8 protein-coding genes are annotated in these 12,237 nt (G+C 64.0%); 4 read left to right on the top strand and 4 right to left on the bottom strand.

Annotated features, from left to right (window positions below):
* Positions 1-114: 114 nt before the first annotated feature.
* From gnd to XI02_RS32680, 4 genes are all read right to left on the bottom strand, one after another.
* On the bottom strand, positions 115-1,098 hold the full coding sequence (gnd, locus tag XI02_RS32695; RefSeq protein ID WP_018273091.1) for a phosphogluconate dehydrogenase (NAD(+)-dependent, decarboxylating): 984 nt from the start codon (positions 1,096-1,098) through the stop codon (positions 115-117).
* Positions 1,099-1,110: 12 nt separating this feature from the next.
* A complete protein-coding gene (locus tag XI02_RS32690; RefSeq protein ID WP_172647357.1) occupies positions 1,111-3,957 on the bottom strand; it encodes a bifunctional transaldolase/phosoglucose isomerase in 2,847 nt (948 codons plus the stop codon).
* Positions 3,958-4,174: 217 nt separating this feature from the next.
* The gene (locus XI02_RS32685; RefSeq protein ID WP_172647358.1) at positions 4,175-4,621 is read right to left on the bottom strand and encodes a DsrE family protein; all 447 of its coding nucleotides are present in this window, start codon (positions 4,619-4,621) and stop codon (positions 4,175-4,177) included.
* Between the two features lie 54 nt (positions 4,622-4,675).
* Complete coding sequence (locus tag XI02_RS32680; RefSeq protein ID WP_172647359.1) at positions 4,676-5,293, bottom strand: hypothetical protein; 618 nt, start codon at positions 5,291-5,293, stop codon at positions 4,676-4,678.
* Between the two features lie 499 nt (positions 5,294-5,792).
* Here XI02_RS32680 and XI02_RS32675 point away from each other — a divergent pair, with 499 nt between their 5' ends.
* From XI02_RS32675 to XI02_RS32660, 4 genes are all read left to right on the top strand, one after another.
* Positions 5,793-7,736, top strand: coding sequence for a PrkA family serine protein kinase (locus XI02_RS32675; RefSeq protein ID WP_016844047.1), 1,944 nt, complete (start codon positions 5,793-5,795; stop codon positions 7,734-7,736).
* A gap of 117 nt (positions 7,737-7,853) precedes the next feature.
* A complete protein-coding gene (locus XI02_RS32670) occupies positions 7,854-9,122 on the top strand; it encodes a YeaH/YhbH family protein (protein WP_172649109.1) in 1,269 nt (422 codons plus the stop codon).
* 4 nt (positions 9,123-9,126) lie between these two features.
* On the top strand, positions 9,127-10,671 hold the full coding sequence (locus XI02_RS32665; RefSeq protein ID WP_172647360.1) for a SpoVR family protein: 1,545 nt from the start codon (positions 9,127-9,129) through the stop codon (positions 10,669-10,671).
* Positions 10,672-10,929: 258 nt separating this feature from the next.
* Complete coding sequence (locus XI02_RS32660; protein WP_172647361.1) at positions 10,930-12,120, top strand: ABC transporter substrate-binding protein; 1,191 nt, start codon at positions 10,930-10,932, stop codon at positions 12,118-12,120.
* The last annotated feature ends 117 nt before the right edge of the window (positions 12,121-12,237 follow it).

Genomic DNA, 12,237 nt, shown 5'->3' with positions numbered 1-12,237 from the left:
ACCTTCCGCGGTTCTCTTTAGAGCTCCGTTCCGATTGTATCGGAACCGAGCTCTCGATTCTTGTTTGACGCGTTTTCTTCACGCGAACCGGTGCCCACTTCGCTTGAAAACGCTTTATGCCTTTTTCGGCGGCTCCTTGTGGCCGCCGAAACCTGCGCGCATCGCCGAGAGGATCTTCTCCGCGAAGGTGTGATCCTTGCGCGAGCGGAAGCGCGTGTAGAGTGCGGCCGTCAGCACCTCGGCCGGCACGGCTTCGTCGACCGCGGCATTGACGGTCCAGCGGCCTTCGCCGGAATCCTCGACAAAGCCGGAATAGTTGTCGAGCGTGTGGTTCTGCGCCAGCGCCGATGCGGTGAGGTCGAGCAGCCAGGACGGGATCACGCTGCCGCGCCGCCAGACCTCCGCGATGTCGGCGATGTCGAGGTCGAAGCGATGCTCGGCCGGCAGCGCCTCGATATTGGCGTTCTTCAGGATGTCGAAGCCTTCGGCATAGGCCTGCATCAGGCCGTATTCGATGCCGTTATGGATCATCTTGACGAAATGCCCGGCGCCGATCGGGCCGGCGTGGATGTAGCCCTGTTCGATGCGCGGATCGCGGCCCTCGCGGCCGGAGGTGCGCGGAATGTCGCCGATCCCTGGCGCCAGCGTCTTGAAGATCGGGTCGAGCCGGTCGACGACTTTCTTGTCGCCGCCGATCATCATGCAGTAGCCGCGCTCGATGCCCCAGATGCCGCCGCTGGTGCCGACATCGACATAGTGCAGCCCGCGCTCCCTGAGCGCCTTGCCGCGGCGGACGTCGTCCTGCCAGAAGGTGTTGCCGCCGTCGATGATGACGTCGCCCGGCTGCATCAGCTTCGACAGCGCCTCGATGGTGGCTTCGGTGATCTTGCCGGCCGGCAGCATCACCCAGGCGGTGCGCGGCGCCTCCAGCTTGAGGACGAAATCCTCCAGCGACGAGGACCCGGTGGCATTGTCGGCGACGAGCGCCGCGACGGCCTTCGGGTCCTTGTCGTAGACCACGGTGGTGTGGCCCTGGGTCATCAGGCGGCGGACGATGTTGCCGCCCATCCGCCCGAGGCCGATCATGCCGAGTTGCATCCCTCGCCTCCGTCAGTTCAGTGCAGCCGAGATCGCGGCATCGAGCGCCGCGAGCCCGGAGGTGAGATCGCCCTTGAGATGCACGCGCAGCGCCCGCCGACCGCGCTCGGTGAGCACGTCGAAATCGCCGCGGGCCTGCGCCGCCTTGATCACGCCGAAGCTCGCCTTCTGGCCGGGCACCGGCAGGTCCTGCGTATCGTCGGTCGTGACCTGCAGGAACACGCCGCTGTCGGGCCCGCCCTTGTAGGCCTGCCCGGTCGAATGCAGGAAGCGCGGACCGAACTCGGCGCAGGTCGCAAGGTGCTTTGCGTCGCGCAGCTTCAGCCGCATCGCCTGCATGGCGTCGATGGTGTCGCCGTCGCGCTCGATATAGGCGAGCAGGGCGACATAGTCGCCGCGGCCGGAGCGCGCGAGGTGCGCTCTTATCCAGGAGTTGAGATCGCCGTTCGCACCGGCCTTGCGCAGCTCCTCGGCGTTCTGCGCGTCGGTGTAGAGATCGACCCCGTCCGCCGATACCACCGGCTGTTCGGCCGGCAGCGATCCGGTCTTCTCGAACGCGGCCGTCAGCTCGCGGGTCTTGATCTTGGCGGCCTCGACGTCGGGCTGGTTGAAGGGGTTGATGCCGAGGATCGAGCCGGCCACCGCGGTCGCGATCTCGAAGCGGAAGAACTCCTGGCCGATATGGTCGATCGACTGCATCACGATCCGAACCACAGGATGGCCGGCGGCCTCGAGCGCCGCGAGTTTGGCCTCATGCGCGGCGTCGTTCTCGCTATCGGTACGCAGGTCGATGAAGAAGCGGTCGTTGCCGTAGACCGCCGCCTCGCCAATCGTCTCGCCCTCGATCGGGATCAGGCCCTTGCCGTCCTTGCCGGTCGATTCCGCGATCAGCTGCTCGGCCCAGGCGCCGAAATCGGCAACGTCCGGCGAGGCGAAGATCGTCACCTTGTCGCGGCCTTCGAGCCCGGCGATGCCCATCGCGAGCCCGAGCTGCACGCCCGGGTTCTCCTGCGGCGGCACGTCGGCACCGCAGGAGCGCACCATGGCGAGCGTATGGCCGAGCAGGCTGCGGACGTCGATGCCGGCAGCGGCCGCCGGCACCAGACCGAACGGCGACAGCACGGAATAGCGGCCGCCGATCGCAGGGTCGCCGTAGAAGATGCGGGCAAAACCCTGCTTGATCGCGACCTTCTGCAGCGATGAGCCGGGATCGGTCACCGCGATGAAGCGGTGGCCGGCCTTGTCCTTGCCGATCGCCTTCGCCACCCGATCGAAGAAGTAGTCCTTCATCACGTTCGGCTCGGTGGTGCCGCCGGATTTGGAGGAGACGATGAACAGCGTCCTTGCGATGTCGACATACTCCTCCATCGCGCGCACCTGCGCCGGATCGGTGGAGTCGAGCACGTGCAGCCGCGGGAAACCGGACCGGTGCGGGAAGGTCTGGGCCAAGACCTCCGGCCCGAGGCTCGACCCGCCCATGCCGAGCACGACGGCGTCGGTGAAGTTCTGCCCCTTCACGCGCTGGGCGAAGTCCTCGTAGTCGGCGACGTTCGCGGTGGCCGCGCTGGTGAGCCAGCCCAGCCATTTGTCCTCGTCGTCGCCGGTCCAGACCGATTTGTCCTTGTGCCAGAGCCTTCGGATCCTGGCCGAGGCGCGCCATTCCTCGGTGCTCCTCTCGACCGCCTTCTCGATGGCGGCGCCGAGCGCGAGCTTCTGGCGGTCGATGCCGCCGCCGAGCGAGGTGGCGCGCTTGTGGGCGACCGCGCCGTAGAGCTTGTCGGCCGCGTCGGCGAACAGCTTGACGCCGTCCTTGACCAGCTCCTCGGTGATCGCATCGAGCGAGATGCCGGACTTCTCCAGCTCCTCCAGCACATGGCGGGCGTCCTCGACATTCTCCTCGAGGCTGTCGCGGACCTTGCCGTGGTCGCGGAAGGCATCGAGCGTTGCCGGCGGCACGGTGTTGACGGTGTCGGGGCCGATCAGCTCCTCGACATAGAGCACGTCGCTATAGTCCTTGTTCTTGGTACCGGTCGAAGCCCACAACAGCCGCTGCGGCTTGGCGCCCTTGGCCGTCAGCTTGTCCCAGCGGCTGCCTGCGAACAGGTGCTTGTAGTCCTGATAGGCGAGCTTTGCATTGGCGATCGCGACCTTGCCCTTCAAGGCGGCGAGCCGCTCCTTTTCGTGCGGATCGTTGGCCTTCGCGATCTTCTCGTCGAGTTGCTTGTCGACGGCGGTATCGATGCGGCTGACGAAGAAGCTCGCGACGCTCGCGACGTGGGAGGGATCGCCGCCCTTGCCGACGTATTTCTCCAGGCCCTTGAGATGGGCCTCGGCGACCTGGCGATAGACCTTCTGCGAGAACAGCAGCGTGATGTTGATGCTGATGCCTTCGCCGATCAGGTACTCGATCGCCGGCAGGCCCTCCGGCGTCGCCGGCACCTTGACCATCAGGTTCTTGCGGTGGACGTCTTTCCAGAGCCGTTCGGCCTCCGCGATCGTGCCCGTGGTGTCCATCGCGAGATAGGGCGACACCTCGAGGCTGACGAAGCCGTCGCCGCCGTGGCTGTGGTCGTAGACCGGGCGCAGCACGTCGGCGGCGCGCTGGATGTCCTCGACCGCAAGGTGCTCGAACAGGTCGGCGACCGAGCGGTCGCCGCTCTTGAGGGCCTTGCCGATCGCCCCGTCATATTCGTCCGAGCTGCCGATCGCCTTCTCGAAGATCGAGGGGTTGGACGTCACGCCCTTGACGCCGTCGGTCTCGATCAGCCGCTTCAGGTCGCCGTTGGCGACGAAGCCGCGGGCGAGGAAGTCCAGCCAGACGGCCTGGCGGTGATTTTCGAGTGCTTTGACGGGGTTCATGGGTGCCTGTTCTCGTTCGGTCGAGGGTCGATTTTTGGGTTCCCGGGCAGCTTTCGGGGGCGGAGTGGGATTGTCAACATGGCTGGAGCCCCGGGCGGAATATCAGCATTTCCAAGGGATAACGCCATTCACAACAGTTCGATCCCCCTCGGACGCGGTGCGAGCAGACCCTGATCTCAGCACATTTTTATGACGCGTTGCGGCGCAGGACCGCGGGTCAGGGCCGCAAGTAGAGGTAACCCTGGGATTGCAGTTCGGCGAGGCGGACCACCCCGCCGCGCTCGGCGGCGGCGAAGCCGGGGAGCAAGTCGGCGAGGCCGATGTTCTGCGATTTCATGGTGTTGGCGCAGGCGGCGAACTCGATCCCATCCTTGGTGAACCGCGCGACATGTTTCGACAGGTCGGGGTTGGCGGCTGCTGAATGAAACGCCTTCAGCGCCTGGCCGTGCACCACCAGCGCAATCGTGACATTGCCGGGGCCGCCGACGCCGTCGAGATGGTTCTGGATGTTGCCGATCACGAAATTGACCTTGTCGAGGTCGTCGAGGTGGTAGACCGCCTTCAGCTTTTGCGGTGGCGCTTCGGTGGCGGCGTCGGCCCGTGACGCTGCCAAGACAGCGCCGATCGCCGACAGCGTGCCCCAGAGGATGCTGCGTCGGTGCATGGCCTCCCTCGCGCAATTATTGTTGATCCAGTGTTGTCGCTTTGGGCAAACCTATCATTTGTGCCGGAGCGCAGCGAGTTCCTTGCGGTCGGTCACAGGTTCGGCGCATTCGCCTAAGTCCACGCGATCGACGCGAAAGATCTTGTCGTCGGCGCCGGCGAACAGCGCCTCGCCCGCATCGTCGTCGGGCTTGTTGCGATTCCACACCATGATGCGGCCAAGGCGCGCAATCGCGGATCTATTGTCCCTGGATACCCCCACGGTGATGCCGCCGCCCTCGCAATCCACGCCGCATTCGAAGCGAATTTCGCGTCCGGATTCGGCCGCGATCGCGTGATTGCAGTAGCCGCTGGAGTCGAAATTGCCGGAGCGGTGGCGGTACGTGACGCCGAGCCGGAACGAATAGTTGGTAGCCTTGTCCTCCGGCGGGTCTTCGGCTGACCCCAGAAGCTTCATCGCGCTGACCTTCTGCTTGGGATGCTGCGCCAGATGATTTTCATCGTAGCGCCGCACGAAACAGGCGTAGGCTTTCGCGCCGGGCGGGCCCGCGAACATCCTGTTGTCGAAGGCGGCCGCCGCGGCCTTGTCGACGCCTTCCTGCGCCTGGACGGTTAATGGCGCGCCGGTACAGGCGGCGGCTGCGAGTGCGACAACAAGGAACGTCCGCTTCATGGCCGGCCCCGGGAATAGTCGGCGCCTCCAAGGTGTCATCTTTAAAGCGCGGCAATGGTGCCGCGCGGAACTGCGCGGGCTCGTTGCCTTAGTCGCGGCGACACGAAGGCACGTTCAAAGGCTTCTGAACGTTTGTTCATGCGAGTCTGTGGCCCATGCATCTTGACGCCGCGGCTGGACGGTCACACTTTTTCAGGGAAGCCCAACGTTCATCGCCGGAGGGGGAAGCTACCCATTCGGATGTCCGCTTCGGAGGACTGGGCCCCGGTAAACCACGGATGTGGCGAGGGGGTTACAGCCACCAAAAACAAGGGGATATTGATGAACCATTAAGCTTCCTGCCTGTTGATAAGGCAGAGGCTGCACGCGCCGTGCATTGCCGAACTGAGTCGGTCGAGTGTCCAATGGACCCAGCGTGCCGACGCTGATTCGATCCTAGGACGCTCTTGTTACGACTCGTGTCAGTCGTGCGGCGATACATATCGTGGAGAGAGGGATCATGTACAACGATTCTTTGTTCAACGCCTTCGCAAGGTCGTTTGAAGCGCGAAGCCAGACCGACATGTCGATGGCCGAGTATCTGGAGTCGTGTCGAAGCGATCCGATGCGATATGCAAATGCGGCCGAGCGGTTATTGGCGGCAATCGGTGAGCCCCAGATGATCGACACGGCCAAGGACCCACGCCTTGGCCGTATCTTTTTGAACCGTACGATCAGATCGTATCCGGCCTTCGCCGGCTTCTACGGCATGGAGGATACGATCGAGCGCCTCGTCGGCTTCTTCCGTCACGCCGCGCAGGGCCTCGAAGAGCGCAAGCAGATCCTCTACCTGCTCGGGCCGGTCGGCGGCGGCAAGTCATCGCTCGCCGAGCGCATCAAGGCGCTGATGGAAATTCATCCGATCTACGTGCTGAAGGCGGGCGACGAGCTCTCGCCGGTGTTCGAGAGCCCGCTCGGGCTGTTCGATCCGGAGCAACTCGGGCCGATGATCGAGGAGAAGTACGGCATTCCGCGCCGCCGGCTGAGCGGGCTGATGTCGCCCTGGGCCTACAAGCGGCTTGAGGCTTTCGGCGGCGACATCTCGCAATTCCGCGTTGCGCGCATCCAGCCCTCCCGGCTGCGCCAGATCGCGGTTGCCAAGACCGAACCCGGTGACGAGAACAACCAGGACATCTCCTCGCTGGTCGGCAAGGTCGACATCCGCAAGCTCGAGACCTACGCCCAGAACGATCCCGACGCCTACAGCTATTCCGGCGGCCTCAACCGCGCCAACCAGGGTGTGCTCGAATTCGTCGAGATGTTCAAGGCGCCGATCAAGATGCTGCACCCGCTGCTGACCGCGACGCAGGAAGGCAACTATATCGGCACCGAGAATATCGGCGCGATCCCGTTCACCGGCATCATCCTGGCGCACTCGAACGAAGCCGAGTGGCAGAGCTTCAAGACCAACAAGAACAACGAGGCCTTCATCGACCGCATCTGCGTCATCAAGGTCCCGTACTGCCTGCGGGTCACCGAGGAGCAGAAGATCTACGAGAAGCTGATCCAGAGCTCGGAGCTCGCCGCCGCGCCGTGCGCGCCGGCGACGCTGGAGACGCTGGCCCGCTTCTCGGTGATGTCGCGCTTGCGCAAGCACGAGAACTCGACGCTGTTCGGCAAGATGCGGGTCTACGACGGCGAGAGCCTCAAGGAATCCGATCCCAAGGCGCGCAGCGTGCAGGAATACAAGGACGCGGCCGGCGTCGACGAGGGCATGGACGGCGTCTCCACCCGCTTTGCCTTCAAGGTGCTGGCCTCGACCTTCAACCACGACACGACAGAGGTCGGCGCCGATGCGGTGCACCTGATGTATGTCTTGGAGATGGCGATCCGCCGCGAGCAGCTGCCTGACGAGACCGAGAAGCGCTATCTCGAATTCATCAAGGCCGACCTCGCGCCGCGCTATGCCGAGTTCATCGGCAACGAGATCCAGAAGGCCTATCTGGAATCCTACGCCGACTACGGCCAGAACCTGTTCGACCGCTATGTCGACTACGCCGACGCCTGGATCGAGGATCAGGACTTCAAGGATCCCGACACCGGCCAGCTGATGAACCGCGAGCTCCTGAACCAGGAGCTGACCAAGATCGAGAAGCCGGCCGGCATCGCCAATCCGAAGGACTTCCGCAACGAGGTCGTCAAGTTTTCGCTGCGCTCACGGGCGCACAACGGCGGCAAGAATCCGAGCTGGACCTCCTACGAAAAGGTTCGCGACGTGATCGAGAAGCGGATATTCTCGCAGGTCGAGGATCTGCTTCCGGTCATCTCGTTCGGCTCCAAGAAGGACGGCGAGACCGAGAAGAAGCACGGCGAGTTCGTCGAGCGGATGGTGGAGCGCGGTTATACCGAGCGCCAGGTCCGCCGGCTCGTCGAGTGGTACATGCGGGTGAAGCAGGCCGGCTAATGCGCGATCCGGAAAGCCGGCACCGGCTTTCCGTTTCGTCCCGTCCCGTCTCGTCCAAGAAAAATGTGATGCGACTGGTCATGATCGCATCCGGCGTGAGGCAGATGCAACGTGGTCATGCATATCGTCGATCGGCGGTTGAATCCGGGTAGCAAGAGCCTGGAGAACCGCCAGCGCTTCCTGCGGCGCGCCAAGGCGCTGGTGCAGGGAGCCGTCAAGAAGTCGTCACAGGACCGGGACATCAAGGATGTCCTGGAGGGCGGCGAAGTGACAATCCCGCTGGACGGCATGGACGAGCCGCGGTTCCGGCGCGAGGGCGGCACGCGTGACATGGTGCTGCCCGGCAACAAGAAATTCGTCGAGGGCGACTGGCTGCAGCGCCCGAACCAAAGCGGCGCCAAGGGCTCCGGCGCAGGCGAGGGCGACAGCGAGGACGCCTTCCGCTTCGTGCTCAGCCGCGAGGAATTCGTCGACCTCTTCCTCGACGACCTCGAACTGCCCGATCTTGCCAAGCGCAAGCTGGCGGAGACCGAGAGCGAGGGCATCCAGCGCGCCGGCTATGCGACCTCGGGATCGCCCGCCAACATCTCGATCAGCCGCACGGTGAGCCGGGCGCTTGCGCGACGCGTCGCGCTGCGCAGGCCGCGCAAGGAAGAGATCGAGGCGCTCGAGGCCGAGCTTGCGGAATGCGACGACGCCGCGCGCCGCCGCGAGCTGCTGGCGCTGCTCGAAGCGCTGAAGGCCAAGGCCAAACGGATTCCCTTCATCGATCCGATCGACATCCGCTACCGCCGCTTCGAGACGGTGCCGAAGCCGGTGGCGCAGGCCGTGATGTTCTGCCTGATGGACGTCTCGGGCTCGATGTCCGAGCACATGAAGGATCTGGCGAAGCGGTTCTACATGCTGCTCTACGTGTTCCTGAAGCGGCGCTACAAGCACGTCGAGATCGTGTTTATCCGCCATACCGACCGCGCCGAGGAGGTCGACGAAGACACCTTCTTCCACGGACCGGCTTCCGGCGGCACGCTGGTGTCGAGCGCGCTGGTCGCGATGAACGATATCGTCCGCACCCGCTTCCGTCCGGCCGACTGGAACATCTACGCCGCCCAGGCCTCGGACGGCGACAACATGACCTCCGACAGCGCGCTGACCGGTCACCTCCTGACCGACAAGATCCTGCCGGTCTGCCAGTTCTTCGCCTATCTCGAGGTCGGTGAAGCCGCCAACTACACCTTCGACATGCCGGACTCCTCGCTCTGGACGCTTTATGAGCGTCTGCGCAACGAGGGCGCGCCGCTGTCGATGCGCAAGGTGAGCGAGCGCGGCGAGATCTTTCCGGTGTTCCAGGACCTGTTCAAGCGCCGCAGCAAGCAGGAAAGGGTGTAGCGTGATGGGTTCTTCCGGGGAACGGCTGTTCGAGGGCGCCGATTGGGATTTCCAGACCTTGCAGCGGGTCCACGACGCCTGCGAGAAAATCGCGCGCACCGAGCTCGGGCTCGACGTCTATCCCAACCAGATCGAGGTGATCACCGCCGAGCAGATGCTCGACGCCTATTCCTCGGTCGGCATGCCGCTGTTCTACAAGCACTGGTCGTTCGGCAAGCAGTTCGCGTTCCAGGAAGCGTCCTATCGCAAGGGCCTGATGGGCCTCGCCTATGAGATCGTGATCAATTCCTCGCCGTGCATCTCCTATCTGATGGAGGAGAACACGGCGACGATGCAGACGCTGGTGATCGCGCACGCGGCGTTCGGGCACAATCACTTCTTCAAGAACAACTATCTGTTCAAGCAGTGGACCGATGCCGACGGCATTCTCGACTATCTGGAATTCGCCAAAGGCTACATCTCGGTCTGCGAGGACCGCCATGGCCGCGAGACGGTGGAGCGAACGCTCGATGCCGCGCATGCGCTGATGTCGCATGGCGTCGACCGCTATCCCGGAAAGAAGACGCTCGATTTGCGTGCCGAGGAGAAGCGGGCCGGCGAGCGCCGGCAGCACGAGGAAAGCGTGTTCAACGATTTGTGGCGGACGGTGCCGAACACCAAGGCCAAGAGCAAGGCTGCGCTCACGGCCGAGCGCCGCCGCGCGCTGCTCGGCTTGCCGCAGGAGAACATCCTCTATTTCCTCGAGAAGACCGCGCCGCGCCTTGCACCCTGGCAGCGCGAGCTCATCCGCATCGTGCGCCACATCGCGCAGTATTTCTATCCGCAGGGCCAGACCAAGGTGATGAACGAGGGCACCGCGACCTACGTCCATTACCGGATCATGAGCCGGCTGCATCAGCAGGGCCGGATCACCGACGGCAATTTCCTCGAATTCCTGCAGTCGCACACCAATGTGGTGTTCCAGCCCGAATTCGACGACCGCCGCTATTCCGGCTTCAACCCCTACGCGCTCGGCTTCGCCATGATGCAGGACATCGAGCGGATCGTGAAAAATCCGGAGGACGAGGACCGCGAGTGGTTCCCCGACATCGCCGGCAACGGCGACGTCGAGGGCGTGCTGCGCGAGATCTGGGGCAACTACCGCGACGAGAGCTTCATCAACCAGTTCCTCAGCCCGGCGCTGATCCGGCGCTTCCGCATGTTCCATTTGCACGACGACCCCGCGGAAAGCCAGGGGATCAAGGTCGACGCGATCCACGACGAGCGCGGCTACCGCCGGGTCCGCCGCGAGCTGGCGCGGCAATACGACGTCGGCTTCGTCGACGCCAATATCGAGGTCGTGGATGTCGATCTCGACGGCGATCGCCGCCTGATGCTGCGTCACACCACCGTGAAGGGCGCGCAACTCAACGAGACCGACGCGCGGCGCGTGCTGCAGCATCTCGCCGATCTGTGGTCCTACGACGTGGCGCTGACCGAAATCGACGGTACCGACAAGGTGCTGAAGGAATACGTCGTCAGCCCGCGCGCGGCTGCGGTCGCGGCATGAGGATCACGCTCTCGCTGACATGAGCGCGGCGCACACCGCTGTGCGGAATGCGAGTCTTGCTCGGTGAACCTTCCTGACTATCGAAGGCTCACATCATGAACATCCCGGCAACATTCCGACTCTGAAAGCGCATGGCGTTCTATGCGCGAACGCGACTGCCGGCATGCGGAAATCTCGCAAGACGTTCTTGGTGATTGCCTGCGCGGACGCGATGGATAATGTGCGCCGCGTCAAGAAAACCAAGAAAAGGATACGCTCTTGTCAACTCGCTCCCGCCTGGCGGGCTTTCTCGCCTTCACCGCGCTGACGGCCTCCTCGATCTCGCCGTCCGTTGCAGCCGGCACCGCAATCAAGATAGGAAACACCGCGCCCTATAGCGGCCCGGCGTCGGCCTACGGCACGATCGCGCGCGCCGAAGCCGCGTATTTCCAGATGCTCAACGATCACGGCGGCATCAACGGCCGCAAGATCGATTTCGAGAGCCTCGACGACGCCTATTCGCCGTCGAAGACCGTCGAGCAGACCCGCAAGCTCGTCGAGCAGGACGAGGTGCTCGCGGTCTTCAGCGCGGTCGGCACCGCGCCGAACATCTCGGTGCAGAAGTACCTCAACATCAAGCGCGTGCCGCAGCTGTTCGTGTCCTCCGGCGCGACGCGCTGGAACGATCCAAAGCAGTTCCCGTGGACGGTCGGTTTCAATCCGACCTACGAGCTCGAAGGCCGGCTCTACGCAAGATACATCCTGAAGACCAAGCCGGATGCGAAGATCGCCGTCATTACGCCGAACGAGGACGCCGGCAAGGACTATCTCAGGGGTTTCAAGGACGGGCTCGGCGAGCATGTCGGCCAGATCGTCGCGGAGACCACGTATCTCACGACCGATCCTACCATCGATTCCCAGATGGTGACGATGCGCGAGTCCGGCGCGGACGTGTTCTTCGCCGAGGCGACGCCGAAATTCGCGGCGCAGGCGCTGCGCAAGGCGGCGAGCATGGGCTGGAAGCCGCTGACCATCCTGCCGACCGTCTCCAATTCCGTCTCTGCGGTGCTTGAACCGGCCGGCCTCGAGAACGTGATCGGCGTCGTGACCGGGCTCTATCTGAAGGATCCGACCGATCCGCGCTGGGCCGACGATCCCGCGCAGAAGGAGTTTGCGGCCTGGATGAAGAAGTACCAGCCGAATGCGAGCCCGGGCGACCTCTTCAACGTGCAGGGCTATACGGTGGCGCAGGTGATGGCGGCGGTGCTGAAGAACTGCAACGGCGACTACAGCCGCGACAACATCATCAAGCAGGCGACCAATCTGAAGGCGCTCGAGCTGCCGATGCTGTTGCCCGGCATCAAGGTGCAGACCGAGCCCGACAATGTGACGCCGATCCGCCAAATCCAGATGGCGCGGTTCGACGGCAAGTCCTGGGCGCTGTTCGGCGACGTCTTGAGCGACAAGTAGCGGTCACCAACTCCGCTGTGGTCCCTGCCTAGTGCGCAATTGCGCATGGGAGCAGGGACCCATCCGCCGCCGCGCCTTCTTTTGTGAACGGGACTCGTCGTCCCAGCGTAGTTAGAC

The sequence above is a fragment of the Bradyrhizobium sp. CCBAU 21365 genome (genome assembly GCF_015291305.1).
Taxonomy (GTDB): Bacteria; Pseudomonadota; Alphaproteobacteria; order Rhizobiales; family Xanthobacteraceae; genus Bradyrhizobium; species Bradyrhizobium elkanii.
This window is presented reverse-complemented; position numbering and strand designations above follow the sequence as displayed.

Bases quoted from the DNA above. Each gene is read 5' to 3' on its own strand.
- XI02_RS32680 (WP_172647359.1), bottom strand. From the start codon at position 5,293: ATGAAGCGGACGTTCCTTGTTGTCGCACTCGCAGCCGCCGCCTGTACC.
- XI02_RS32690 (WP_172647357.1), bottom strand. From the start codon at position 3,957: ATGAACCCCGTCAAAGCACTCGAAAATCACCGCCAGGCCGTCTGGCTG.
- XI02_RS32665 (WP_172647360.1), top strand. From the start codon at position 9,127: ATGGGTTCTTCCGGGGAACGGCTGTTCGAGGGCGCCGATTGGGATTTC.
- gnd (WP_018273091.1), bottom strand. From the start codon at position 1,098: ATGCAACTCGGCATGATCGGCCTCGGGCGGATGGGCGGCAACATCGTC.
- XI02_RS32670 (WP_172649109.1), top strand. From the start codon at position 7,854: ATGCATATCGTCGATCGGCGGTTGAATCCGGGTAGCAAGAGCCTGGAG.
- XI02_RS32675 (WP_016844047.1), top strand. From the start codon at position 5,793: ATGTACAACGATTCTTTGTTCAACGCCTTCGCAAGGTCGTTTGAAGCG.
- XI02_RS32685 (WP_172647358.1), bottom strand. From the start codon at position 4,621: ATGCACCGACGCAGCATCCTCTGGGGCACGCTGTCGGCGATCGGCGCT.